24 protein-coding genes are annotated in these 25,415 nt (G+C 65.6%); 15 read left to right on the top strand and 9 right to left on the bottom strand.

The genetic code is table 11. The annotated features are described in order from the left end of the window. The first annotated feature begins 92 nt into the window (after nucleotides 1-92). The 3 genes from QZX93_RS20200 (at nucleotide 93) to QZX93_RS20190 (ending at nucleotide 3,138) form a co-directional block, all read left to right on the top strand. Nucleotides 93-659, top strand: a complete 567-nt coding sequence (locus QZX93_RS20200) for a DUF1249 domain-containing protein (protein WP_295384586.1) — start codon at nucleotides 93-95, stop codon at nucleotides 657-659. A 283-nt stretch (nucleotides 660-942) separates the two neighbouring features. Continuing rightward, nucleotides 943-2,961, top strand: coding sequence for a response regulator (locus tag QZX93_RS20195; protein WP_295384584.1), 2,019 nt, complete (start codon nucleotides 943-945; stop codon nucleotides 2,959-2,961). Between the two features lie 21 nt (nucleotides 2,962-2,982). Next, entirely contained in the window at nucleotides 2,983-3,138 is a 156-nt protein-coding gene (locus tag QZX93_RS20190) for a hypothetical protein (protein WP_295384582.1), read from the top strand. 230 nt (nucleotides 3,139-3,368) lie between these two features. Here QZX93_RS20190 and QZX93_RS20185 read toward each other — a convergent pair whose 3' ends face one another. Continuing rightward, a complete protein-coding gene (locus QZX93_RS20185) occupies nucleotides 3,369-8,609 on the bottom strand; it encodes a RecQ family ATP-dependent DNA helicase (RefSeq protein ID WP_295384581.1) in 5,241 nt (1,746 codons plus the stop codon). A 197-nt stretch (nucleotides 8,610-8,806) separates the two neighbouring features. Between QZX93_RS20185 and QZX93_RS20180 the strand changes: the two genes are divergently transcribed. The 7 genes from QZX93_RS20180 (at nucleotide 8,807) to QZX93_RS20150 (ending at nucleotide 15,823) form a co-directional block, all read left to right on the top strand. Beyond that, complete coding sequence (locus QZX93_RS20180; protein WP_295384580.1) at nucleotides 8,807-9,673, top strand: hypothetical protein; 867 nt, start codon at nucleotides 8,807-8,809, stop codon at nucleotides 9,671-9,673. Continuing rightward, nucleotides 9,673-10,533 carry a phosphate/phosphite/phosphonate ABC transporter substrate-binding protein gene (phnD, locus tag QZX93_RS20175; RefSeq protein WP_295384578.1) on the top strand — a complete coding sequence of 287 codons (861 nt, stop codon included), beginning with the start codon at nucleotides 9,673-9,675 and terminating at the stop codon, nucleotides 10,531-10,533. Before QZX93_RS20180 ends, phnD begins: the two co-directional genes overlap by 1 nt. 2 nt (nucleotides 10,534-10,535) lie before the next feature. Further along, nucleotides 10,536-12,371, top strand: a complete 1,836-nt coding sequence (locus tag QZX93_RS20170; protein WP_295384576.1) for a nitrogen regulation protein NR(II) — start codon at nucleotides 10,536-10,538, stop codon at nucleotides 12,369-12,371. Beyond that, nucleotides 12,368-12,757 carry a response regulator gene (locus tag QZX93_RS20165; RefSeq protein ID WP_295384574.1) on the top strand — a complete coding sequence of 130 codons (390 nt, stop codon included), beginning with the start codon at nucleotides 12,368-12,370 and terminating at the stop codon, nucleotides 12,755-12,757. Before QZX93_RS20170 ends, QZX93_RS20165 begins: the two co-directional genes overlap by 4 nt. Continuing rightward, nucleotides 12,757-13,797 carry an HD domain-containing phosphohydrolase gene (locus QZX93_RS20160; RefSeq protein ID WP_295384573.1) on the top strand — a complete coding sequence of 347 codons (1,041 nt, stop codon included), beginning with the start codon at nucleotides 12,757-12,759 and terminating at the stop codon, nucleotides 13,795-13,797. The genes QZX93_RS20165 and QZX93_RS20160 overlap by 1 nt, the downstream gene beginning before the upstream one ends. A gap of 149 nt (nucleotides 13,798-13,946) precedes the next feature. Beyond that, complete coding sequence (locus QZX93_RS20155; RefSeq protein ID WP_295384570.1) at nucleotides 13,947-14,630, top strand: sulfotransferase family 2 domain-containing protein; 684 nt, start codon at nucleotides 13,947-13,949, stop codon at nucleotides 14,628-14,630. Nucleotides 14,631-14,854: 224 nt separating this feature from the next. After that, on the top strand, nucleotides 14,855-15,823 hold the full coding sequence (locus QZX93_RS20150) for an MBL fold metallo-hydrolase (RefSeq protein WP_295384567.1): 969 nt from the start codon (nucleotides 14,855-14,857) through the stop codon (nucleotides 15,821-15,823). A gap of 47 nt (nucleotides 15,824-15,870) precedes the next feature. On the opposite strand, the gene QZX93_RS20145 is transcribed toward QZX93_RS20150, so the two are convergent. The 6 genes from QZX93_RS20145 to orn all read right to left on the bottom strand — a co-directional run bounded on the left by QZX93_RS20145 (nucleotide 15,871) and on the right by orn (nucleotide 20,864). Further along, complete coding sequence (locus QZX93_RS20145; RefSeq protein WP_295384566.1) at nucleotides 15,871-16,494, bottom strand: flavin prenyltransferase UbiX; 624 nt, start codon at nucleotides 16,492-16,494, stop codon at nucleotides 15,871-15,873. Beyond that, nucleotides 16,487-17,098, bottom strand: a complete 612-nt coding sequence (locus tag QZX93_RS20140) for a DUF4276 family protein (protein ID WP_295384564.1) — start codon at nucleotides 17,096-17,098, stop codon at nucleotides 16,487-16,489. Before QZX93_RS20140 ends, QZX93_RS20145 begins: the two co-directional genes overlap by 8 nt. Next, nucleotides 17,098-18,246 carry an AAA family ATPase gene (locus QZX93_RS20135; RefSeq protein ID WP_295384562.1) on the bottom strand — a complete coding sequence of 383 codons (1,149 nt, stop codon included), beginning with the start codon at nucleotides 18,244-18,246 and terminating at the stop codon, nucleotides 17,098-17,100. Before QZX93_RS20135 ends, QZX93_RS20140 begins: the two co-directional genes overlap by 1 nt. A 62-nt stretch (nucleotides 18,247-18,308) precedes the next feature. Next, nucleotides 18,309-19,715, bottom strand: coding sequence for a UDP-N-acetylmuramate:L-alanyl-gamma-D-glutamyl-meso-diaminopimelate ligase (gene mpl / locus QZX93_RS20130; RefSeq protein WP_295384560.1), 1,407 nt, complete (start codon nucleotides 19,713-19,715; stop codon nucleotides 18,309-18,311). Nucleotides 19,716-19,754: 39 nt separating this feature from the next. Further along, entirely contained in the window at nucleotides 19,755-20,270 is a 516-nt protein-coding gene (locus QZX93_RS20125) for a hypothetical protein (RefSeq protein ID WP_295384558.1), read from the bottom strand. A gap of 48 nt (nucleotides 20,271-20,318) precedes the next feature. Next, nucleotides 20,319-20,864: an oligoribonuclease gene (orn, locus tag QZX93_RS20120; RefSeq protein ID WP_295384556.1), complete on the bottom strand. Its 546-nt coding sequence runs from the start codon at nucleotides 20,862-20,864 to the stop codon at nucleotides 20,319-20,321. A gap of 121 nt (nucleotides 20,865-20,985) precedes the next feature. Here orn and QZX93_RS20115 point away from each other — a divergent pair, with 121 nt between their 5' ends. The 3 genes from QZX93_RS20115 (at nucleotide 20,986) to QZX93_RS20105 (ending at nucleotide 23,163) form a co-directional block, all read left to right on the top strand. Further along, entirely contained in the window at nucleotides 20,986-21,282 is a 297-nt protein-coding gene (locus QZX93_RS20115) for a cytochrome c (protein WP_295384554.1), read from the top strand. Nucleotides 21,283-21,287: 5 nt separating this feature from the next. After that, on the top strand, nucleotides 21,288-22,313 hold the full coding sequence (gene rsgA / locus QZX93_RS20110; protein WP_295384552.1) for a ribosome small subunit-dependent GTPase A: 1,026 nt from the start codon (nucleotides 21,288-21,290) through the stop codon (nucleotides 22,311-22,313). 376 nt (nucleotides 22,314-22,689) lie between these two features. After that, nucleotides 22,690-23,163 (top strand): EVE domain-containing protein, encoded by a 474-nt coding sequence (locus QZX93_RS20105; RefSeq protein ID WP_295384550.1) that lies wholly within the window; start codon nucleotides 22,690-22,692, stop codon nucleotides 23,161-23,163. Nucleotides 23,164-23,212: 49 nt separating this feature from the next. Here QZX93_RS20105 and QZX93_RS20100 read toward each other — a convergent pair whose 3' ends face one another. Both QZX93_RS20100 and QZX93_RS27485 read right to left on the bottom strand, forming a co-directional pair. Then, entirely contained in the window at nucleotides 23,213-23,890 is a 678-nt protein-coding gene (locus QZX93_RS20100; RefSeq protein WP_295384548.1) for a hypothetical protein, read from the bottom strand. Further along, the gene (locus QZX93_RS27485; protein WP_366760834.1) at nucleotides 23,887-24,048 is read right to left on the bottom strand and encodes a hypothetical protein; all 162 of its coding nucleotides are present in this window, start codon (nucleotides 24,046-24,048) and stop codon (nucleotides 23,887-23,889) included. The genes QZX93_RS20100 and QZX93_RS27485 overlap by 4 nt, the downstream gene beginning before the upstream one ends. A 440-nt stretch (nucleotides 24,049-24,488) precedes the next feature. Here QZX93_RS27485 and QZX93_RS20095 point away from each other — a divergent pair, with 440 nt between their 5' ends. Both QZX93_RS20095 and QZX93_RS20090 read left to right on the top strand, forming a co-directional pair. Further along, a complete protein-coding gene (locus QZX93_RS20095; protein WP_295384546.1) occupies nucleotides 24,489-24,755 on the top strand; it encodes a type II toxin-antitoxin system prevent-host-death family antitoxin in 267 nt (88 codons plus the stop codon). After that, nucleotides 24,752-25,021, top strand: a complete 270-nt coding sequence (locus tag QZX93_RS20090; RefSeq protein ID WP_295384544.1) for a Txe/YoeB family addiction module toxin — start codon at nucleotides 24,752-24,754, stop codon at nucleotides 25,019-25,021. The genes QZX93_RS20095 and QZX93_RS20090 overlap by 4 nt, the downstream gene beginning before the upstream one ends. Nucleotides 25,022-25,415 lie beyond the last annotated feature (394 nt).

Below are 25,415 nucleotides of genomic sequence, written 5' to 3'. Positions count from 1 at the left end.
CTTGTGCCTGCCGCTATGAACCCGGCCCACCCCGCCCGACGGCGTATCGCGCAGTCGCCCCGCCGACCCGTGCGGCCCGTCGCGGGTTAGACATGCAGCCCCCCCGCGGCCCCCACGACCTCCTGGGTCTCGCCTTCGCGCGTCCCACGGTGGGCGACCTGATGCGTCTGTGCGAGGAGAATTTTGTCCTGCTGGGCCGTCTCGCGCCGCACCTCAAGGAGCAGCGGGAAAGCCTGGTCTCGCGCCGCCAGGGCCGGGTCGACCTCTTCCTCCTGATCGAGGAGCAATCGCGCTACACCAGCCTGATCAGACTCACCCACTTTTTCCCCGGGCTGGAACGCGCGCCCGGACGGGGACCGGCCCCGCTGGCAGCGGCTGGCGACGACCTCACCGGACAGCGGGCCGATCCCGATGCGCGCCTGCGAATCTATCACGATGCCCGCCAGGTGGAGGTCCTCGACCTGCGCCAGACCGCCCTGCCGCTGCGCTCGGACTATCAGCGACCGGCCCTGGAGGCCAAGTGGCGGGTCAACCTGTTCCTCGGCAAATGGCTAGCCTATTGTCTCCATCAAGGACATCGCTTCGGCCCCGTTGGCAGCCCTGGCGGCGATCCGGTGCCGCTGCCGGAAGGCGACGCGTTGAGCGACCTCCTGACCTGAGCGCGGGGCCCAGCGCCGGAGTGCATCCGCCCGCCAGTGCCGTCGGGCGGTTGCTAGAATACGGGTTGTATGGCCCCACCAGGGCCTTACGGCTCCCCGTGGCGCGGGCTGCCGAATCGCTACAACCGTCAACTACCCCGCCCTAAAGGGTTGCGCTTGTTGAAAGGCAAGCTGGGTTGACCAGCCTGAGCCCGCCTGACACGGACGACCAAGAACCGTCGGCGATGCCGACGACCGCTATCCCTCTCCGCCCTGAAGGACGGGGTTTCTCGCGGAGGAACCGATGAACGCACACAACCCCCCGGGGTCCAGGCGTGGAACGGTCCTTGTCCTCGGTACTGACGCCGCCCTGAGCGTCGCACTCGCCCCCGCGCTCGCCAGTTACGGACTCGACCTGGAGCGCGTGCAATCCGCCGTTGAGCTGCACCGCCAGGTCCAGCCCCCCGACGCCGTACTCGCGCTGATCGATCTGCGCGCCTTGCCGAATACCGAAGCCCTGGCTGGACTCGGCGCGACCGGCAGCGCCCACCCGGGGCCGCACCTGCCCCTGGTCGGTCTCGGACTGCCCGGCGATCTCCCGCAACGGGTCGCGGCGCTGCGCGCGGGGGCGGCGGCCTGGCTCGCGGCGGACTTGGACCCGTCGGTCATGGCCGCCCGCCTGGCGGCCCTGGTCGGGCCGGCGGACGGGACCCCGGAGCGCATCCTGGTGGTGGACGACCAGCCGGTGTCCGCCCTGTTTGCCGCGCGGGTCCTGGAGCGCGCCGGGATGGTCACGCAGCGGGCGGCCGATCCGCTCCTGGTCCTGTCCATCATGGACGACTTCGCCCCCGACCTGGTGCTCATGGACCTGCACATGCCCGGGATCAGCGGGACCGAGCTGACCCAGGTGATCCGGGAACAGGAGCGCTTCGCCGACCTGCCCATCGTCTTCCTGTCAGTGGAATTGGACCCGGAGCGGCAGTTGGATGCACTGCGCATCGGCGGCGACGACTTCCTGGCCAAGCCGGTGCCACCGGAACGACTGGTGGCCTGTGTGCGCGGGCGTCTGGCGCGGGTGCGCCAGCGCGCCAGCATGCACCGGGCGGCCGCCCCGGGGGTCGCGCCGGAGGTGCGCGAGCGCGAGCGCCTGCTCGGGCGGCTCGACCGCCTGATCCGCTCCCCGGCGGGCGCCGACTGGGCACTGCTCTATCTGGAGCAGCCGGGACCCGCCGCCGCCCTGCACCGGCTGGCCACGGCGGTGCGTACACACGCGGGGGCGGACGGGTTAACGGCACTGCTGGGCGAGCACGGCGTCTGCATGCTCGTGCGAGGCGACGCCGCGCGCCCCTTCGGGGTCCTTGCCGAAGCCCTGTCACAGCGCCTTCGCGCCGACCTGCAGGCGGGCGCCGGCGGTGCCGAGGTGCCACCCTTCGGGACCGGTTGGTGTACCCTCACGGCCGGGGGCGGGGAGTCGGTCACCCTGGTGTCGCGGGCGCGCAAGGCCGCCTGCGTCAGCCTCCAGGTCCATCAGGGGCGCGCGGCCGGCTATGTACCGGTGCCCGCGTGGCCGGACGCCGCGGCCGCGGTGCCGGCCCCGGTGCTGGAGGCCATCGCGGCCGACCGGTTCGAGCTCCTGTTCCAACCCATGATGCCGCTGCACGCGGCGGCCGCGGAGCGCTACGAGGCCACCCCGCGCCTGGTGGGACCCCATGGCGAACTGCTCGGCCCGAGCGTCTTCGCGCCGGTGGCCCTGCATACCGGACGGACCCCGCACATCGACCGCGAGTTGCTCACCGCCGGTCTCGACGCGCTGCGGGAGCGCCATGCGGCGGGCCGGCCGATCAACCTGTTCCTACCTCAAGCCATGGCCAGCGCGGCGGATGACGCCTGGATCGGCTGGCTGCGCGACGACATCAGCGCCCGCGACCTGATCCAATGCCGGCCAACCATCCAATGGGAACTCACCGACGTCGAGTGCCACCTCGACCTGGCCGCCCGCCGCGCCGAGCAACTGGAGCACTTGCGCATCCCATTGTGTCTCAATGGATGCGTGGCGGGCGAACGCACCGAGCGGGCACTTGAGCGGCTGCCGGTCGCCTATATCCGAGTGGCACGGGAACCGATCCGCGAGCTGTCGGCCGAGGGGCTCCAGGAGTTGGTCGGGCGCGTACACGGGCACCAGGCCCTGGTGATCGCCACCGGGGTCGAAGGACCCGAGGCCATCACCCCCCTGTATGGCGCCGGGATCGACCTGATCCAGGGACCCTATGTCCAGCCGCCGACCCAGACCATGGACTTCGACTTCGCGGATGCGGTCGGGTAGTAGGCCGCAAGTCATTGACGTGTGCATCGGCACCAGACCCTGGCGATCGCCAACGGGGTCGCGGGAGCCACGGCCATCGCCCCCCTGTATCGCGCCGGGATCGACCTGATCCAGGGACCCTACGTCCAGGCGCCGGCCGAGACCATGGCTTTCGACTTCGCGCAGGCGCTGGGGTAGCGCGGTGGCGGCACTCCCCCATCAACGCCACTCAGGCCGCTGAACCTAGAAAGAGCAGTTGTCACGCCAAGGCGCCAAGCTCGCCAAGGTTTTTCAGTGCGTTGTCGGCGGTGTGCCAGTCACCCGGAAGGTGGTCTGGATAGTGGCTCTACCCGATTGTATTTCTTGGCGAGCTTGGCGCCTTGGCGTGAGCAATTCCCGGGTTGAGGCTGAATCGACCGGGCAACCCCCTACTCATCCGACCCCGTGGATGCCACCCCCGGGAGACGCCACACCAGCTCAACCAAGGGGTACTCCCAGGTCTCGGATCGGCAGCGGTCGCGATAGTCGCCCTCCCCATCCTCGCGGCGGCGCCGCAGCCAAGCGACCACCCGCAGGGTCTCGACCGCAGCCAGCCGGGGGCGCCAGGCGTCGGCGGCACGCCGCGAGAGCCGACCGACCGCACCGCCCTGGGCGTCGCAGAGCAAGAGCGTGTCACCGTGCGGGCGCAGGTACAGCGTGTCCCCGGTGCGCAGCGCGTTCTGCCGCGCGTGAATGGGGTCCTTGGGGGGCTGCCGGCCGGCATAGCCCAGGTCGATGTCGGTGGGCCCGAGCAGCGTATAGCGACGCTGGACGATGGCGGCGGGCGGGGCCTCGATCGCGCTGCGGGTGCGCAGGAGCCAGTCCCCGTCGAACCAGGCCGGTGAGGGATTGTTGCCGCCCGGCAACCGGCCCAGCGCCAGGGTCTCGCGTGCCCTGGTCATACCGACATAGTAGAGCCGCCGCGCCCCCTGCTGCGCGGCACTGTCCGCCCCACCGCCCGGTCCATCGGCAATCAGCACATGGGGGAACTCCAGACCCTTGGCCCCGTGCAGGGTGGAGAGCAACACGCCCTCGCTCAAGTGGCGGTCACGCCGCTGTTCGCCCAGGGTCTCGTAGCAGAACTCCAGCACCCGCGAGGCCGGGACCTCGACCTCCCCCGCCTCCCCCTGCCAGTCCTCGATCAGCTCGGTGAGCGCCCGACGCCAGGGCGAGACGGCGGCGGGCAGGAATGCCGTCAGGGCCGCGACCGTGCAGGGTCCATGACCCAGAGCGGCGATGGCGTCCAAGAAGACGGCAATCTCGCGCACCCGATGCAACGGGGGCAGCTCGTCGCGCCAAGCGACCGGGATGCCCGCGGACTCGCACAATGCACGGATCGGATGCAGGGTCTCGTGGCGGTAGGCCAGCACGGCGAAGTCCGACCAGTCCCCACCGCCCAGGGCGCGCCGACGCTGCATCCAGTCTACCAGCGCGGCGGCCTGGCGGCCGGGATCGGGCACCGCCAGCACCTCCACCCGACCGCGTCCGTGACCGTCCAGGGCCTCCCACCGCCCGCCGGGTGGTTCGCGCCGCCGGCGCCGATCGATGCGGATGGGTTGGCCGGTCTTCATGCGCTCGCGGTTGTGGCCGATCAGTGCATTGGCGGCGGCGATGATGTGGCCGCTCGAGCGGTAGTTCTCGACCAGGTAATGGACTTCGGCCTGATAGTCCTCCTTGAAGCGGCGGATGAACTCGACGCTGGCGCCGCGGAAGGCGTAGATGTTCTGGTCGTCATCGCCGACCGCGAGCAAGGTCAAACGCCCCTCGTCCTCGGCCAAGGCGCGCCCGGCCACCGCGGCGACCAGGCGATATTGCTCCGGGTCGATGTCCTGATACTCGTCCACCAGGATGTGCCGATAGCCCGCCAGCAGCCGGTCGCGCAAGGCGTCCGGCGTAAGGCCGGGCAGTTCGACCCGCCCCTCCAACAGGTCCAGGGCGGCCTGGATGAGCCCGTCGAAATCGGCCGCTCCGCCCCGCTGTGTACACTCGGCAAATGAACTGCCGGTCAGCCGCATCGCGAACCCGTGGTAAGTCTGGATGGTGACCCCGCGGGCGTCGTCCCCCACCAGCGCCACCAGGCGGCGGCGCAGCTCCAGTGCGGCGCTGCGGTTGTAGCAAAGGATCAGGATGGCGCGCGGGTCCACCCGCAGCACCCGCAACAGATAGGCGCAACGGTGGACGATGACCCGCGTCTTGCCCGAGCCGGGGCCGGCGAGCACCAGGCGGTTGGTCTCCGGCTCCGCCGCCACGATGGCGATCTGCTCCGGATTGTCCAGGGCATCGACGATGCGCCGGAACGACTCCGTCGTGGTCGCCCGCGCCACGACCTCCTGTCGATCAGCGAAATAGCGACGGACGAAGGCGCTACGCCCCAGGGTGAAATAGGCCCCGACCAGGCCGACCGCCTGGGCGATCCGCTCCAACCCCAGGCGCGCATAGGCTTCCATCACATGGATTTGGAAGACCCGCTCCCCATAGTGCTCGGCGAGCGGGGCATAATGACCCTTGGTGTAGCGCTTGCCCTTCGCCTGCGGCAGGACGCGGATGGTCATGGCCTGCCGGAATACCCCCACCCCGCCTTGCAGGACGATGGCGCGGTGCTCATGCAGGAACAGCAGCCCCCGCTCCACCGCGGCCAGTGGGTCGGGCAGGTTGCCGGCCAGGGTGAGATCGGCCCGCAGGGCCGCCGTCAGCTCGTCGAGCCCGAAACCGACCAGGGTGTCGGCGCTCGCCGGGGCCTGCGGCGGAATTTTGGCGATCAGGGCAGCGAGCACCACGGCGGCAATGTCCTCGCGGCGGCGGGCGGTCTTTTCCAAGGCCGACCAGTCGCGCTGCAGCCGCACCAGGTAGTGGTCGCGTTCGCGCTGGCGGAACGCCAGGCTCCCCTGGTTCCCGGCGAGTCCCTGCCCATCCCGCGCCAGGCTGCCCAGCAGGTCACGCAAGACCTCCGGGTTGCTGTCCACCCCCCGGTCGAGCAGACGCTGGTTGAGCCGCCGGATCGACAGCGGGTGCCAGGCCCGGTCGTCCGCGTCCGGGGCCTCCTCCCGCAGGGCGGCGAGCATCGCGCGCTCCACCGCACAGACCTGGGCCAGCAGCGCGGTGGACGGATTGACCACCTTGTGCCGGATGAAGGCGCTCTGCTGCGGCCCCTCCGCCAGCAGACCCGCCTGGGCCATGTCGTGGAGGGTGCGTAAGACCCGCTGCCCGGCGGTCTCGCCCCGGTCCCAAGCGGGGGTCGCGCCCGCAGCGGGGGACGGGCGCAACGCCGGCAGTTGGGCCAGTTGATCGGCGGTCAGACCCTCGTTCGGGTCGCAGTTGAACAGTTCCGCCAAGACCGCGAGCCAGCGGCTTGCCTGCTGCTCTGAAAGGCCCAGACCCGCGATGCGCCGCGCCGCCTCATCCAGGTTGGCGACCAATGGGCGCCCCTGGAAGACGCGGGTCCGGTTCTCGTTACGCTCCACGAACCCGGCCCGTTCCAGCCAGGCGATGGCGGTGCGCACCCGGGTGTCGGCGTCCCGGCCATCCGTGTCGAAGCCCAGGCGCAACGCATCGTCGCGCAGCAACTCCCCGGCGGTGAGGACCACGCAATCGTCCTGGTCGCGCCGCGCCCGCCGCAGGCCGCGCAGGATCTCCGCGATGTCCGCGCGGGAGAGTTGCGAGCCGGCCGCCAGGTGGAACTGGTCCTCCACGTCCTGTTCGTCATAGAGCAGGCAGCAGCGGGCGGGCGCCCGATCGCGCCCGGCGCGCCCGGCCTCCTGGACATAATTCTCCAGCGACCCGGGGATGTCGACATGCACCACCAGGCGCACGTCCTCCTTGTCCACCCCCATGCCGAAGGCGTTGGTGGCACAGACCACCTGGAGTTCGCCGGCGATGAAGGCGTCCTGTATGCGCCGCTTCTCGGGTGCCGGGAGCCCAGCGTGGAAGGGGGCCGCCGCCCAGCCCTGGCGGAGCAGAAAGGCGGCCACCTCCTCCACCCGCTTGCGGGTCGATCCATAGACCACCGCCGCGCCCTGCCCCGTCCGGTCGGGGGCGGCGCTCGGCTCACCCAATTCCTCGGCCAACACGGCATGCAGTCGCGACTCCTTTTCCTGTCGACGGGTCAGTTGGACCTCGAAACGCAGATTGTCCCGCCCGACCCCACCCTGAAAGAGTCGCAGTTCCAGCCCCAACCCGGCGCGGAAGTGGGCCAGGACCTCGGCGATCACGTCGGTCTTGGCGGTGGCGGTGAAGCAGGCGATGGGCGGCACCGGTACCCCCTGCCGCCCGGCCAACTCCTGGATGAAGCGGGCGGCATAGAGATAATCGGGCCGGAAATCGTGGCCCCACTTGGACAGACAATGCGCCTCGTCGAAGACCCAGCAACCCAGCTCGCGGGACTCCAACACCCGCCGGAACGAGACATTGCGCAACTGCTCCGGTGAGCAATACAGGATGGCGATCTCGCCCAGCCGCACCCGCTCCAGCACCGCCCCGCGCTCCGGGCCGGTCAGCAGACCATAGAGCGCCGCCGCATGGATGCTACCGGTCTTGCGCACCAGGTTGTCCACCTGGTCCTTCATCAACGCCTGGAGCGGCGAGATGACGATGGTGAGGCTACCGCGGCGCAGATAGCGCACCAGGGCCGGCAACTGAAAGCACAACGACTTGCCGCCGCCGGTGGGCATGATGGCGAGCGCACTGCCCTGCGCCATGCCATGGGCGACGATGGCCCCCTGGAGGCTGCCGCCGTCGGCGTCCTTGGGTTCGGGACGAAACGCAGTGAGGCCAAACCAGCGCTTGAGCTGGCCCTGTGGGTCATGGGTGGTGCGACACCACAGACAATCCGGCGCGGCGCAGGGCAGATCGCGCAGGGCATGCAGCAGGACCGCCGTCTCGGGGAAGCGGTGCCTGACCCAGGGGGGCAGCACCGAGCGGGCACCCGCCACCTGGAGCCAGGCAGTCGCATAGGCGAGGGCCGGGCGCAGACGCGGGTCGGTGAGGTGGCGCAGGGCCTGCGGCTGGGCCGCGGTGTGGCAGACGCGTCCATCCCAACAGCGGCGCAACAGGTCCAGGACCCCGGGCACATCGGGCAGGTCGATCCCGAGCGTGGCGAAGACCAGCGCGACCCCGGAGCCACCGGTGGCCGCGGATTCCAGCCCGGTCGCCCCGCGGAAACAGAAACGGTAGATCGCGAGCCACCCCGCCTCGCCGGCCAGGGCGCGGCGGGCGAACTCGGCCCACTGCTCGCGGAACACCTGCTCGGCCAGGCGGCAGTCCGCCAGTGGATCGGCGACTCCGTCACGCACCAGCTTGTAGTCCTTCACCAGGCGGTGATACGGATTCTCCGGGAAGGCCAATGGCGACAGGAACAGGGTATCGACCACCCGGCGCTTGAGCAGGGCCAGGGCCGGTTGGCGGGCACGCAGGCAATGCAGGTCGTGACCGAGCAGATTGTGGCCGAGGAGGAACTGCGCATCGGCGGCAAACCGGTCCAACTCCGCGAGCGCCGTCGGGCCATCGAACCGACCTTGGCGTCGAAAGCTGGCCTCGCCGCGCACCGCCGCGATCTTGTGGATTTCCCCATTGGGGCCAGTCTCCAGGTCGAGCAGGAGGGCGCGAGACAGAAAATCGTTGAGCCGTGGGTCCACGAGGTGATTATGAGTGAAATGATGGCCGCCGCGAAAGCCCGCACGGTCTGTACCTGCAATCCCAGGCCACCGCCGTGGCCGCCCATCCCAGGCGCCCCCGCCGGCCTTGCCCGCCGCTCGCGGCGGGGCTATGCTGCTCGCCCGCCCTGTTTGGGCGTTTCAATGTCTTATCCGCCAACGTACCCGAAGCCTGAACCATGAGCCCCACCGTCTATCGGCAGGAGAGCAAAGAATTCCAGATGAAGGTCGTGTGGCCGCCCGCCGGCCAGACCGCCGACCTGCAACCGGGCGACACGGACCAGCAGATATTCCAGCATGTCACCAATACCCTCAGCGCGGTCGTTACGCGCCTGGCCGGACCGAAACAACCGGAACTGGTCTTTAACAACAATCTGTGGCGCCGCGAGGGCATCCGCTATGACACGGCCGGCCGCGACCTCAAGCGCCATAACCTGACATTGGCCATCGAGGCCACCGACCAAAAGACCAAGTTAAAATGCAAACAACACCAGTTCATACCCGAGCTGCTGTTCGACAAGCCCAAGCATTCGCCCTGTCTGCCGGATGAGAAAACAGCAAGCCGCTACCAGCAACACGCGGCCAAGTTCAAGCTGGAAGAGGACCTGCATTTCAGCAACATCAAGTACTGCGCCTCGGGTTCATTGTTCGTCAAGGGGCGCGCCAACCACGTCACCAGCCTTGATGACTTCAGTCGCTATTTTCCCGGCCTCGCCACCCTGCTGACGCCAGCGACGCCGTTAATCCAACTGTCTCATTGGGATGAGGCGATATTCGATTCCATGGTCACCGGGTGGGGCAAGTGCCGCTTTGCCGACTGGATGCTGGTCAATCGCTGGGACTGGGAAACCAATACCCTCCTGGAATCCGAGCTCTCATTCAAGGTCGGCAAGGCGCTGGCGGATGACTGGGATTACCGGATACTGCACCAGGCCGCAACCCTTTATCTTGAATTGCAGCACAGCGGAATCTTTATGGCCGCACCGCCCATCTTCTTTTACGACAATCCGGTGTCTTCAACCGACATCACCGTCGCTGGAACATAATGCCCACATTCCGCAATATCGGTGGCTTTCGCCCCCTGTGGTGCCTGGTCTTGCTCGCCCTGGTCGTGGGTCGCGCACTGGCAGACGAGCCGAAGGTACTGATCTTTTCCTCTTACGCGACCGAACGCCCGTCGGAAGAGATCCGCAAGATGGAGCCGTTCCGCCAGGCCATCGAGCGCAGGCTGCGCGCACGTGGACGCAACGTGCGGGTCGAGGTCCGGATCTTCGCCACTTACGAGGAGGGGGTGCATGCCATCGTCAGTGGTGAAGTCGATTTTTCCCGGCTTGGACCCGCCAGCTACGTGATCGCCAAAGAGCGTAATCCCGATTTGAGCCTACTGGCGGTCGAGGCGCATAACGGCAAGAAAGATTTCTCCGGTTTGATCGTCGTCGCCAAGGATTCGAGTATTCAGAGTCTGGCCGATCTGCGCGGCAAGACCTTCGCATTTGGCGACCCCGCATCGACCACCGGACGCTATCTGCCCCAGGCCGAACTGACCAAGGCCGGCATTACTGCCAAGGACCTGGCCAGCTACGAATACCTCGGGCGCCACGACAAGGTCGTCTTTGCCGTGGCCAGCGGCACCTATGATGCCGGTGCCAGCAATGAGGGTACCGTTCAGAAATATGCCGCGGAGCGTGGTCTGCGCGAACTGGCGCGCTTCCCCAGCCCCACGCAAGCCTGGGTGGCACGCAGCGGGCTGGATGCCAAGGTCACGGCGGCGCTGCGCCGCACGCTGCTGTCGCTGACCGGCCCCGCCTTGGACTATGTGGACCGCAATGGCTTCCTCCCGGCCACGGACAGCGATTACGACGAACTGCGCCGGCGCATCGCCGTCGCCCGCGGGTTCGGCGGCTAGCCATGTCCCTGGCCGCAAAGATCTTCTGGAACACCCTAATGGTTTTGGCCATTGTACTGGGACTCACCGGCTGGTGGTCGGTCGCGAGCGAGCGCGCGGCACTGGAGGAGACCATCACCAAACACGGCAAGGCCATCGCGCAATCCCTGGCCGCCTTCAGCATCGAGGCGCTGGTGTCACAGGACTACCCGAGCCTCGACAAGGCACTGCGCACCATTGGCGACCACGCCGACAACATTGTTTATCTGCAGATCAGCCGCGGCGGGCATGTCGTTGCCACCTTCGGGCAACGCGGTGTCGGACAGACATTCACCGCGCCGGTCATCCTCGGCGAGGAGGGTCCAGAACAACAGCAGATTGGTGAGGTCAGTGCCATCCTCTCCAAACGGGATGGCAATCGCCTGATGACGGCGCGCATCGGTCATCTATTGCTCAATTCACTGATCCTGTTCATCGTACTGGCCCTGGCGCTGCACTTCCTGATCCACCGTCTGGTGCTCAAGCGCGTGGCGCAACTGACCAAGGCGACCGATGGCGTGATTGCCGAACATACCCCAGAGCGGGCCGGCACAGCAGCGGCACCAGCGGGCGACGAACTCGACCTGCTGCATGCACGTTATGCCAACCTGCTGTGGGGACTTGACTTACGGGAACGCGAACGCACCTTGACCATAGCCAAGCTACAGGCCGCCCAGGCCCTGCTGGACGATGTGGCCAACGCCCTGCCCGCGGCCCTGATCGTACTCACCCGGGCATTGCAGATCCAATATTGCAATCGCGCCGCGCATGAACTGGCCGGCCGCCGGCTTCCATCCGGCCAGCCGCAAGCACTGCTCGCCACCCTGCTGCCGCCGCTGGCACCGCACCTAGCGCGCATTGCCGAGGTCGCTGACAATCGCCAGGCCATCGAGTTGCAGCGCCAGTTCTGGCCGTTCGCCAACGGTCAGCGTATCGTCAATATTGCCGTCTATCCGCTGTCGAGCGCGGCGGTGGGCGGTCTGGTCATCCGGATCGATGATGTCACCGAGCGCACGCGGCTGGAGGAAATGATGATCCAGTCTGAAAAGCTCTCCTCCATCGGCGGATTGGCGGCCGGCGTGGCGCATGAAATCAACAATCCGCTGGGCGTCATGATCCAGGCGGCACAGAATATGGAACGCCGGATGTCGGTGGACATCGAGGCCAATCAGCGTGCCGCGCGCGAATTGGGAACCGATCTGGCCACGGTGCGCGCGTATCTGGAGAAGCGCAGTATCCTGGTGTTTCTGGACGACATCAAGAACGATGGCGCACGCGCCGCCACCATCGTGCGCAACCTGCTTGAGTTCAGCCGCAAGACCGAGCCGGTACGTGAAGACACTGACTTGGCTGAATTGGTCGAGCGCGCGGTGGAGATGGCGCGCAAGGATTACGACCTTAAAAAGCGCTATGACTTTCGGCGCATCAAGCTGCAGGTGGAGGTACCAGCCGGCTTGCCGGCGGTGCCGATGATTCGCAGCGAGGTCGAACAGGTCATCCTGAACCTGCTGAAAAATGCGGCCCAGGCGATGTCCGAGCCAGTGGCCGAGCACCGTCAGGAGGAACCGGCGATCGTCATTCGCGCCGGCCTGGCCGACGGCTATGCCGAACTGCGGGTGCAGGACAACGGACCGGGCTTTAGCGACGAGACGAAACGCCGCGCCTTCGAGCCCTTTTTTACCACCAAGGCGCCCGGTATCGGCACCGGACTTGGGCTCTGGGTCTCCTACATGATCATGACCGACAAGCACCACGGCCAGTTGTTGCTCGAATCCCAACCCGGACAGGGTGCCACTTTCGTCCTGCGGTTTCCGCTATGAAGTCCACTACGCCCTGTCGGGTCCTGGTGCTGGAGGACCACCCGAGCCTGCGCCGCAATCTGGTCGCACTGCTGGAAGACGAAGACTTTATAGTGGCCGCGGCCGGGAGTGGCGAGGAGGCACTGGCGCTCATCGCCGAACAGGACTTTCAGGTGGCCATCGTGGACGTGCGCCTACCGGGCATCAGCGGCATTGAATGGATTGAACAGGTCGCCCACGACCACCCACACCTGGGCTTTCTCATCCACACCGGCTCGGTCGACTATGTCGTGACGCCGGAAATCGCCGCGTTGGGCATTGGCGAGAGCGACGTCTTTTTCAAGCCGATTTCCGACCTCAATGCGTTTTTTTCCCGTATTCGCTACCGCTGCGGGGGAGACGGCTGATGACCAAGTTGCCACTGCGACTGCTGACCATCGATGACGACGACCGGCTGCGCCGCAGCCTGCGCGCCTATTTTGAAGACTCGGGCGTCACGGTCTTTGAGGCAGCCAATGGCGTCGAGGGTCTGGCGGTCTTTGCCGCCGCGCAGCCGGATGTGGTGCTGGTCGACCTCACGATGCCCGGCATGAATGGACTGGCGGTGATCGAGGAGCTCGCCAAGCGCAGCCCCCAGACCCCGGCCATTGTGGTATCGGGAACCTCCGACGTGAATGAAGCGGTGGAGGCCGTACACCGTGGCGTCTGGGATTATGTCACCAAGCCGATCATCAGCATGGCCGCGCTCGAACATACAGTGAACAAGTGCGTCGATCGCGCCCGGCTGATCAAGGAAAACGAGCGCTATCGCCTGCACCTGGAGGAACTGGTGGTGCAGCGCACGCAGGAGGTGGAACGCACCCGCTTACAGATTATTCAGCGACTGGGCCGTGCGGCCGAATATCGGGACAATGAAACCGGTATGCATGTCATCCGCATGAGTCACGTCTCGCGCTTATTGGCGCTCAAGGCCGGTATGAGTGACAGCGATGCGGATACCCTGCTGTTGGCGGCCCCGATGCATGATATCGGCAAGATCGGCATTCCCGACGGGATTTTGCTCAAACAGGGAAAACTGACACCACAGGAGTGGGAGATCATGAAAACCCATCCCCGGATCGGCGCCGACATCATCGGCGAAGACCCCTCTGAGATCATGCGTCTGGCGGCCCTCATCGCACTGACGCACCACGAAAAATGGGATGGCAGTGGCTACCCGCAAGGATTGAGCGGTGAGGCCATCCCGCTGCAAACCCGAATGGTGTCCATTGCCGACGTCTTCGATGCACTCACGAGCCGTCGCCCCTACAAGAAGGCCTGGCCGTTCCAGGAGGCGCAGGATCACATCCAGGCGGGTAGCGGCAGTCATTTCGACCCCGGCCTGGTGCCGCTGTTTATGGACATCATGCCTGAGGTCTTGGCCATCCGGGGACGGTATCAGGACTGAAACTCGGCTAACGGCCATGGCGCCCGCACTACCCCGGAAGATGAAATTGGCGGGCGCCTTGGCCGTTCCCCCACCCCGCCCTCCCCCGCGAGAGGGGAGGGAGCATTGGAGCGCGCTCCCGGCGCGACTTTCACGGTAAGATCCCGCGCATGCTGCTCTCCATCAAACATCGCTTCCTCTATGTCCATATCGCCAAGACCGGCGGCACCAGCGTGCGCGCCGCCCTGGAGCGGCTACGCTGGACCGATCCCTGGTACTGGTCCATGTATCTATGTAGCCGCCTCAGTCATCTGAGCGGTCACCGTACCGGCACCAAATTTCCCCGCCACTCCAAGATAGTCGCAGCCAAGGAACTGCTGCCAAAAGAATTTTTCGATCAGCTATTCAAGTTCGGCTTCGTGCGTAACCCCTGGGACCTGCAGGTGAGTTCATTCCACCACATCCGCCGCGAGCGGCCACAGTTCCTGGGCGGTCACACCGATTTTGAGGGCTTTTTGCGCTGGAAGCTCGACCCGCAGCGCCCCTACCAATACCACGTCGACACCTCCATCGAGTTGCAGACCGATTATCTGATCGACCTGCACGGCAACCTGGTGGTGGATTTCATCGGTCGTTACGAACGGCTGCACGCCGACTTCGCGACCGCCTGCACCCGCATTGGCATCCCCACACCGGTACTGCCCCATACCCGCCAGGCGACCGACCGCTCCAAGGACTACCGCGGCTACTACAACAGCGAGACCGCGGACCTGGTCGCCCGCCATTTCCAACGGGACATCGAGATGCTGGGCTATGCCTTCGATCCGCCGGCCGGAGAGGGTCCGCCAACCTGAGGCGACGCAGCGGCCAGCCACAACCCAGCCTTAGGCAGAATCTCTCACGCCAAGGGTTTGAGTGTAAACGCAACATCAGGGATGTTAGCAATTTCGTCAGTACGTCAATCCGGGTGCATGTTATCGATTAGTCGACTGTTTTCTTGGCGATCTTGGCGCCTTGGCGTGAGAAATCGGGGTTAAAATGGCGGGACTTGCACCACCACCAACCCCCAGGAGCAGCCATGACTTCGCCCACCACCCTGGAGGTCGCCGATGGCGTCTTCCGCATCGAGACCGGACTCTATCGGCACGGGCTCGCCGCCTGCTATCTGGTGCGCGCGCACGACCGGCTGGCGTTCGTCGACACCGGCACCGCCTACACAGCACCGCACCTACTCCGGTTCATCGATGAACTCGGGCTCACGCCCAACCACGTCGATTATGTGATTCCGACCCATGTCCACCTGGACCACGCCGGCGGTGCCGGGGACCTCATGGCGGCCTGTCCCGGGGCGCAGCTGGTCGTTCACCCCAAAGGGGCACCCCACCTGATCGACCCGGCGCGCCTGATCGCGGGGGCCAGCGCGGTCTACGGAGCGCAGGCCTTCGTTGCGGACTACAAACACCTGATCCCGGTACCCGCCGAGCGCGTCATCGCCGCCGCCGACGGCCAGGAATTTGATCTGGGCGGGCGCACCCTCACCTTCATCGATACCCCCGGCCACGCCAATCACCACGGCTGCATCTACGACTCCCAGACCCGCGGCTGCTTCACCGGCGATACCTTCGGCATCTCCTACCGCGAGTTCGACCAGGCCGCCGCCCCCTGGCTCTTTGCCCCCACCACCCCGGTCGCCTTCGACCCGGACACCTGGCTCACCAGCCTCGACAAGCTGATGGCGCTGGAACCCCAGGCCATGTATCTGACCCACTACGGCCGGGTGGATGCGCCGCAGCGATTGGTGGAAGGCGTGCGCGAGAGTATCCGCGCCATGGCCGCGATTGCACTGACAGAGCGGGGCCACGGCGATGCCGGGCGCGCCGCGCGGCTCAAGGAGGCGGTGTCCCAACACCTGGTGGCCAGCGCCCGCGGCCACGGCGTCGACATGGACCACGGGCGTATCACCGAACTGCTCGCACTCGACACCGAGCTCAACGCCCAGGGATTGGAGGTCTGGCTGAAGAGACTGGAGAAATCATCCGCTGGGTGATTTCCAGTAGGATGCCGAGCGCAGCGAAACCCATCGTCAACGCTGACTCAGTCTGGGGGCTCGCCCCAGCGCTGCACGAGTTCGTGTTCAACCTGGAGGTGGTCCAGCACGCGGGCGACCATGAAGTCGATGATCTCGTCGATACCGGTGGGATTGAAATAGAAGCCTGGGTTGGCGGGCATGATGACGGCACCGGCGCGGGCGAGCGTGAGCATATTCTCCAGATGGATGACCGAGAAGGGGGTCTCACGCACCACCAGGATCAGCTTGCGGCCCTCTTTGATGGTGACATCCGCCGCCCGGTCGATCAGGTCGGTGGAGAGTCCGACGGCGATCTTGGCCAGGGTCCCGGTGGTACAGGGACAGACCACCATGGCGTCCGGCGGATTGCTGCCGCTGGCCACCGGGGCGGTCCACTCCTGGCGGCCGAAGACCCGCAGTTGCCCCGGTTGGGCGCCGAAGCGCTCGGTGAAAAAGGCCTCCGCCTCGCGCGGCCGGGTGGGCACACTCAGCCCGGCCTCCATCTGTAAGACCATCTGGCCGGCCTGGGAGACCAGCAGATAGACCCGGCAGCCCGCGCGTACCAGGCACTCGACCAGACGCAGGCCGTATTGGGACCCCGAGGCGCCGGTGAGGGCGACGGTGATGGTCTTGGGCCAGTGTTCAGGCAATGGTTTCTCCTCCGCACAGTTGTAGGATGGTATTGACCAGCGCCTTGAGTTCCGGGCAGGCTTGAATAGCGGTCATCAGGTCTTGGTCATGGAGGATGCGGGGTGCGTCGCGGGTCTTGCTGTATTCTCGCTTGGACCCCAGGTAAAATATTTCTCTTAGACGATGTGCCGGTGGATTCCCGTGATTGACCTGCTCGGGCGCCCCTTTGATGGGTGGACGGTGGGTGCCGGACATGGAGCGAATCCTGTCCCAATAAGGTAGTAGCCAGGCTTCAAAATCGTATTGGGCGGCATGGGGATAAAAGCGACGCTCCGGTTCGACCCATTGCCTCATCTTGGCTTTGGCATCGTCCGCATTTGAGAATTCCCCCTTGCCGGTATAGACGTCGGTGAGTGCGATGACGGCGTCGAAGGGCGGCTTGGATGCGTTCAGATGGCGGTCGACTATCCGCTTGGGCTTATCGCCCGTGGCTATCCGCCCATCCGCTGGTTTCGGAACAATCTTGGGCATTCCGGCGGTCTGCAGGCGTGTTTCCAAGAACCGCCGGAGGTGGGGTAGAAAGACCTTCTCGGTGTCGCCTTCAACGATGAATGCGATGCGCATCAACGCCCCCCCATCTGTCCCATCCGCCAGAGTTGATCCAAAGTGTACTCGTCCAGCCAGGCATCAAGGTCAAGGCTGTCGGCCCAGGTGGCGGACGCGGCTCCATCCTCTGCCATGTCGATGATGAGAACCTCTTCGGGTTTGAGGAAGCGAACGAGCCGATCCGAATGGGTGGCAACCACCACCAGGGCGCGCTGCGACGCCTCACGCAGCAGGTCGGCCAGCAGACTGAGCATCTCCGGGTGCAGGCTGACCTCCGGCTCGTCGATCATGCAGATCGCTGGCAGACCAGGGCTTTGCAACAAGGTGGCTAGCCACAGAAAGCGCAAAGTCCCTTCAGAGAGTTGGTGAGTATAGATGGGACGGCTGAAGGCACGATCACGCCAGGTCATGGCCAGCGTTCCAGCAGCGACCGGCGGGAAGTTCAATCCGTCGAAGCTGGGAAACGCAGCGCGTAATGCATCTTCCACCGCCTCGAAGCGAGCCTTGTCGGTCTCGCGCAGGGTGTAAAGACAGGATACCAGTGTCTCTCCGTTCGCCCCGGGCAGGTCGGCCGGCTGCATGGTCTGAGGTAGGCGGACGGGGGCTCGCACGTCGACGTTCAACGCATGGTAGAGGGTTGCGGAGGCGAGATGTCGGCGAAGTTCCTCGGGTGCCGGAAACTTCTTAGGGGCCTGGGACAGCGAGGACTCCAAGTCGTCATGGAACGGATCAGGTTGAAGGAGGCCCGCCCGGCCCGAGCCGTCAAAATAGCGCGTGTCGTTTCCGCGCGACTCAATGTACTCGACGGTGCGCAACTGAAACTCGTCCTCTTGGCAAAGCCGCTCTTCTTCGATGGTGTAAGCCACTCCGGTTGGCAGGAGTGTGAGCGAATAGTCCAATGTGGTGCCGTCCTCCACCCTCATGCGGGTCCCGAGTACAAGGTGCTTGGCCCGATCGATGCTCATCACGTTGGTGAGCCCGCCCATTTCGGCCAGTCGTTCCCTCAGCCGGCCGGGAGCGGACGCCGAGAGGAGTGAGATGGCATCCAGTACGGAAGACTTTCCCACACCGTTGATGCCGAGCAGGACCGTCAATGGACGCAGTTCCACGTCAAGGTCAACCAGGCGCCGGAAGCCTCTGATCGTTAAATGAGTGAACCTAGACATGATGTGGCCTACCCTTGACGAGCGCGGTGATTGCTCTTGGCGGTGCGATTCGTCGTCAGCGGTCAAGCGCGGTCGACGGGCGCTACCCGTATGGCATCCAGCAACTTCTGATGGATGCCCCCGAACCCGCCATTGCTCATAACCAGCACCTGATCCCCAGGCACAGCCTGCGCGGCGACCCGCGCAACAATCGCATCCACCGAATCGACGACCGCCGCCCGCTCGCCCAGCCCGGCGAACACGGCACCCGCATCCCAACCCAAATCCGCCGGTGCGTGGACATAGACCAGATCCGCGTCCGCCAGCGAGGCGACCAGTTCGGCATTGTGGATGCCCAGACGCATGGTGTTTGAACGCGGTTCCAGAACGGCCAGGATGCGCGCCGCACCCACCTGGCGCCGCAGCCCATGAAGGGTGGTGGCGATCGCGGTGGGGTGATGGGCAAAGTCGTCGTAGACCCGCACCCCGTGCGCCTCGCCGCGCAGCTCCATACGGCGCTTGACCCCTTTGAAACGGCACAGTGCCTCGATGCCGATGGCGACCGGCACACCGGCATGGCGGGCAGCGGCGAGCACCGCGAGCGCATTGTTGACGTTGTGCAGCCCCGTCTGGCCCCACTGCACCTCGCCCTGAGGGATGCCATCAAGCAACACCTCGAAGCGGGAGCCGTCGGGTTGCGTGAGCCGCGCGTCCCAGCCGGCGGCGTCGCGGCCGCAGGCCCCTCCCGCAGGGGCAGGCGCAACGCCGAAAACCTCCCGCGGCGTCCAGCACCCCATCGCCAGGACCTGATCCAGGGCGGCATCGGCCGCCGGATGGATGATGAGCCCGCTGCCGGGTACCGTACGCACCAGGTGGTGGAACTGGCGTTGGATCTGGGCCAGGTCGTCAAAGATGTCCGCGTGGTCGAACTCCAGGTTGTTCAGGATCAGGGTGCGGGGGCCGTAGTGGACGAACTTGGAGCGCTTGTCGAAAAAGGCGGTGTCGTACTCGTCCGCCTCCACGACAAAGAAGGGGGCTGCGCCCAGACGCGCCGAGACCCCGAAATCCAGCGGCACACCGCCGATCAGAAAGCCGGGGTCGAGCCCGGCGTCCGCCAGCACCCAGGCGAGCATACTCGCGGTGGTGGTCTTGCCATGTGTGCCGGCCACCGCCAGCACCCAGCGCCCGGGCAGCAGATTGGCCTTGAGCCACTCGGGTCCGGAGCAATAGGGCAGCCCCCGGTCCAGCATATACTCCACCGCGGGGATGCCGCGGCGCATGGCGTTGCCGACCACCACCACGTCCGGGGCCGGGTCCAGGTGCGCCGCGTCATAACCCTCCATGAGGGTGATGCCCGCGGCCTCGAGCTGGGTGCTCATGGGCGGATAGACCTGGGCATCGGAGCCGGTGACGCGATGGCCCAAGGCACGCGCGAGTTGCGCGATCCCACCCATGAAGGTGCCGCAAATTCCGAGGATGTGCAGATGCATGTGGACCTGATAATCAGTCGTTGAGTCGGGATGGACGATTTAGCTGGCGCCGAACAGGACCGCGATCAGCACGATGGCCGAGACTTCGTAGGCCAGGCCCACGACCACCCCCTGGGCCAGGCTGAGGCCGAAGGTGTGACGCACGATGTGCCCGATGACCACCAGGTTCCAAACCACCAGCCCGAGCAGCAGGAAGGCGCCCAACGCGGCGGCATCGGACTCCTCGCTGCCGGTGGGACTTAAGCCCAGCGGTCCCAGGGCGAGCAGACCGAACAGGGCGCCGCTGCCAAGCAGGGCCGTGGCGCTCTGGGTGAAGCGCCCCAAGTGCCCGGTGAGGCGCAACGCGGCATAGAGCAAGCCCAGTTGAAAGGCCAGCTCGGCAATCCCCTGGGCCACACTGGACCCTAAGCCCAGGCCGGACGCCAGGCCCACCAGGACCCCGGCAACCAGGTCGACGCTCAGCGCGAGCCGCAGCAGGGTGTCGGAGGCGGGCAGGTCCTGGGGCGCCCGGCGCAGCAGGCAGAGTTCGACAAAGAAGCGGATCAGTGCCTGCACTGGGATTTCCTGCGGCGAATCGGGCTGGCCATGATATACCGCCGCGCGCTAGACCCGCAGCAGGTGTTCCCGGTAATGGCACAGTTCGCCGATCGACTCGCGGATGTCGTCGAGGGCCTGGTGCTTGCCGGCCTTCTTGAAACTGTCGGCCACCGTGGGCGCCCAACGCAGGGCCAGGATCTTGAGCGTGCTCACATCCAGGTTGCGATAGTGGCAGTAGGCGTCCAGCCCGGGCATAAAGCGGGCGAGGAAGCGCCGGTCCTGGCAGATACTGTTGCCGCATAGTGGCGAGGCCCCGGCCGGGACCCAGTCCGCCAGGAAGGCCAGGGTCGCGGCCTGCGCGCCCGCCGCGTCAGTGTCCGAGGCCCGCACACGCTCGATGAGCCCAGATGCGCCGTGGTGGGTGCGATTCCACTCGTCCATCCCCGCCAGGACCGCCTCGTCCTGGTGGACGGCGATCACCGGCCCCTCCGCCAGGATGTTCAGCTCCTGGTCGGTCACCACGGTGGCAATCTCCAGGATGTGGTCGGTGAAGGGGTCGAGGCCGGTCATCTCCAGGTCCAGCCAGATCAGATTTTGTTCGCTCTTAGGCATTGCCGGTTTCCTTAGGGTGGGCATCAAATCGTCGGAATGGCCGCAGTCTACCAGTCCGTGGCCGTGCAGCGCGCCCGGTCAGTCCCTACAATAACCGAACCCTCCCGACCGGAAACGCACCATGATCGCACGCCTCCGCCACCTTGCACTGCTCCTCCCTGTCAGCCTCGCGCTCGGCGGCCCGCTGGCCGTCGCGGCACCGCCCACGCCGGACGCCAAGGCGCTCTACGAACGCGACTGTGTGAAGTGTCACCAAAGTGAAATCTTCACCCGCCCGGACCGCATCATTCACTCGCTGCCGGCCCTAGCCGCCCGGGTGCGTTGGTGCGAGACCAATACCGGGCAGCAGTGGACCGATCAGGAGATCGCGGCGGTAACGACCTACCTCAACGACAACTTCTACCACTTCCGGCCCTGACCGCGATGACCAGACGCCGCCTGTCCGAACGTCAGATCGAGCGGATCCAGACCATCCAGGAGCGCCGCCGTCAACGCCTGGCGGAGCGGGCCGAGAACGCACTGGCGACGCTCGATGAGGAGGAACCGGACGCCTTAGGACCCCAGGCTGGCCAGGTCGTGGTGCGCCACGGGGCCAACCTGGCGGTAGAGGACCCGCAGGGCCAGGTCCATCACTGCCTGGCGCGCCGCCATATCGGACACCCGGTGTGCGGCGACCAGGTGGTGTGGCAGGCCACCGCGGACGGCCAGGGGGTGGTCACCGCCATCCAGCCCCGCACCATGGTCTTGAGCCGCCCGGACTTCAACGGGCGGGACAAGCCGCTGGCCGCGAACCTCACCCGACTGGTCGTCCTGATCGCCCCGGAGCCAGACCCCAGCGGCTATCTGGTCGACCAATACCTGGCGGCGGCGGAGTTGATCGGCGTCCAGGCACTGATCGTCGCCAACAAGATGGACCTGCTCGACGCCCCGGCGGAGGCGGCCTTCCGGGCGCGCTTCGCCCACTACCCGGCGATCGGTTACCCCACCCTCTGGACCAGCCTGCTCCGCCCCGAGACCCTGGTCCCACTGATCGCCGAACTGGCCAACCAAACCAGCATCCTGGTCGGCCAGTCGGGGGTCGGTAAGTCGTCACTGGTCAACACCCTGCTGCCGGACCAGGAGGTACAGATCGGGCGTCTGTCGCGCGCCACTGGGCTCGGCCGCCACACCACCTCCACCGCCACGTGCTACCGCCTGATCGGCGGCGGCTCGCTGATCGACTCCCCCGGGGTGCGCAGCTTTCGCCTGGGCGCCATCGACCGGGAGACCCTGCAACGCGGCTTCCGCGAATTCGGCCCCCATCTGGGTCACTGCCGCTTTACCGACTGCCACCACGACCGCGAACCCGACTGCGCCATTCGACTGGCGGTCGAGGCGGGGCAGATCGCGCCCGAGCGACTAGCCAATTTTCTGCACCTGGCGGCGGGGCTGGGGCCGACGTGGGGCTGAGGTCTTTGCGGCACAACCGAAGAATGTTGTCCGCCAATGAACGCGAATGAACGCAAATGGGAATCGTCGCGGCCGGGGGCCGCCAATGCGACCGTCTCGATTGATCCTAAATCCGGCAATTGCTCACGCCAAGGCGCCAAGCTCGCCAAGAAGTACAATCGGGTAGATCCACTATCCAGATCACCCTATGGATGACTGGCGCAACGCTGATAACGCACTGAAGGGCCTTGGCGAGCTTGGCGCCTTGGCGTGACATCTGCTCTTTCTAGGTTGATGGTGAAAACCTCATACTGCATGTTTTTCCTGTGATATCCTCTTAACCCTGCCAATTTACCCTCAGAACCACCGCTACCGCTCACTCAACCCCGGAGCACCCATGGCCTACTGGCTCTTTAAATCCGAACCGGAGACCTTCAGCATCGATGATCTCAAGGCCCGCGGGGCCGCTGGCGAACCCTGGGACGGGGTGCGCAACTACCAGGCGCGCAATCTGCTGCGCGATCAGATGCGGATCGGCGACGGGGTGCTGTTCTATCACTCCAATTGCGCGGTGCCGGGGGTGGTGGGTTTAGCCGAAATCGCGAGCGGCGCCTACCCGGACGCCACCGCCTTCGACCCGCAGGCGAAGTATTTCGACGCCAAGAGCGACCCCGCCAACCCGCGCTGGTATCTGGTGGAGATTCGCTATGTCCGCCACCTCGCCCGAGCGATCCCGCTGAGTGAGATCAAGGCGCATACCGATGGTCCCCTGGCCGACCTGCCGCTGGTGCGCCGGGGCAACCGGCTGTCACTGATGCCGGTGACGCCGGCACAATGGGACTGTATCCTGGCATTGGAAACCACCCAGTGAAAGTTGCGCTGTTCCCGGTGGGAGCGGCTTCAGCCGCGACCAGACTTGATTACGCCGCCCACTTGCGGTGGTTGATGGCGAGATCGAGCGTCAGCTCAAAGACCTGGTCGCGCTTTTGCGCGAAGAGGTCCTTGTCGTATCCCTCGTCCGGAAGATGCCGATCAAGGACCTTGCCCACCTCGTCGCGGACGGCCAGCCGGGTTTGGCTGTCTTTGAACCAGTCTTGCACGAGCACCCTGGGGGCCTCTTCGGTCAAGCGCTGGAGTAGCGCCTTGGCCGCGAGTCGCACCCGTTTCTCTTCTTCCTTGGTCATCGCCTCCTTGCGCATGGTCTCGACCATCCGCTTGAGGCGCGCCGCCAGCAGTTCGTCCGGTGTCTGCTTGATCTGGCCGCGCAGGGCCTTGATCTCCTCCTTCCACAATCGCTGGACCTTGTCGTACATCTTCACCGCGGTAAACTTATCCACGGCGATGACCATGCCCTTGCCGAGATAGCCCCGGCGGGGAAAGTGATAGACGATGTCCTTGGCGATGGTCTCGAGCCGGTCATCGCGTTTGATCACCTCCAGCTCGCTGGCAAACCGCTGTTCAAGCTTGGCCTGCTGGTCTGGATCGAGGTTTTCCTCTTCCAAGATCTCGTAGAATTCAGCGCTCAATTCATCATTCTGGTTCTGCACCTCCGGCACGCGCTTACTGTAGAAGAGCGGTACGGTCGCGCCGTCGTTCATCGACTGACTGAAGTTGTATTCCGAGACATAGTCGCCAAACCACCATAGAAGATCATTGAGAAGCTCTTGCCCGAGCCCTGGGTATGCCAGAAGACACCGAGCCGACCGCCGCGCCCGTCGCGGCGCAGAAAGGCGTCATAGGCATGGTTGACGCCGATGAACTGGTGGTTCTAGCAGGCTGTCGGACTTAGTGATGCAACCGATTGAATGCAAAGAGTTTCATCTTTTGCGCCAAAAAGTCGTTTTCCTGTTTAATCAATCGGTTACGCCATCAAGTCCGACAGGCTGCTAGGCGATGATCTTCTGGGTGTCCTTGTGGTACCGGACAAAGTTCTCGATGTAGTCCAGCAACCGGTGCTTGGGCAGAGACCGGAGAGGAAGCCCTCGGCACTGGTCCCGGCGGCGGCGATCTGCTCGCGCCTGATCCTCTCCTTTTCGTCTTCCGGGCGCAGCCAAAGGTCCATTTCGACAAACTCACCACGGACGGTCTGCCCTAATGGCGGTGACGCGGGAACGTTGGAACGAGAAAGGCCCCACGGCCACATGGGCATGCACTAACATGTTAGACTTGATCAACTTGCTGACCAGGTTCGATGCCATGAAAGTCGTCACTTACACCCATGCGCGCAATGCATTGAAATCCATACTGGATACTGTCGTACGGGACGCCGATGTGGCCATCATCAGCCGGCGGGATGCCGAGGGCGATGCGGTGGTGATGTCGCTGGATCACTACAACAGCCTGATGGAGACCCTGCACCTGCTGTCGACCCCCGCCAATGCCGAGGCCCTGGCGCGCGCAATCCGGCAGGATCAGGCGGGTGAGGCCCAGCCGCGGACCCTGATCGACGCGGATGGCGCTTGACCGTGCGCGGGATTCGTTTCGTCCCGGACGCCTGGGATGCCTATTTCTATTGGCAGCAGCAGGACCGCAAGACGCTTAAACGCATCAATGTACTGATCAACGAGGCCGCGCGCGAGCCATTCGCCGGCATCGGCAAGCCCGAGCCCCTACGCGGCAATCTGACCGGCTACTGGTCGCGGCGCATCGACGACACCCATCGCCTGGTCTATCGCGTGACCGACACCGAATTGGTCATCGTCGCCTGTCGCTTCCATTACGACGGTTGAGCGTGCCGCGCAAACGGCGCTTGGGCCTTGATCATAACTCCGGCCAGTGGCGATTGGTCCGCACAGCGGACCCTACTGTAAGGCCGCGCTCCGTAAGGTCCGCTGTGCGGACCAGCGGCCTCGCAGCTTGCACGGTGGCCGGGATTATGATCAAGGCCAGCGCTGACGACACCGCGCGGCCTTGATCGTCTTTCCGGCAAGCGGCTATCCGTCTGCAACCGGAGGTCGAGGCTTTACCGTGAAAGATTGGGGGGCCGCGGACCAAGCTCCGCCCTGGCCCTTGGACGGCCCTGAAAAAAACTGCGGCCCTCGCCGGTTGTTCAGGCGGGGAGGAAGCCGTGCTTCGTGAGCATCTTGATCCAGCGTGGCGCGTTACGGGCCACGCTCATGGCTT

Origin of the sequence: uncultured Thiodictyon sp. (assembly GCF_903946935.1) — a bacterium.
In the GTDB taxonomy this organism is placed as follows: Bacteria; Pseudomonadota; Gammaproteobacteria; order Chromatiales; family Chromatiaceae; genus Thiodictyon.
The sequence above is the reverse complement of the archived record's forward strand: the minus strand, read 5'-3'. Positions and strand labels throughout refer to the sequence as shown.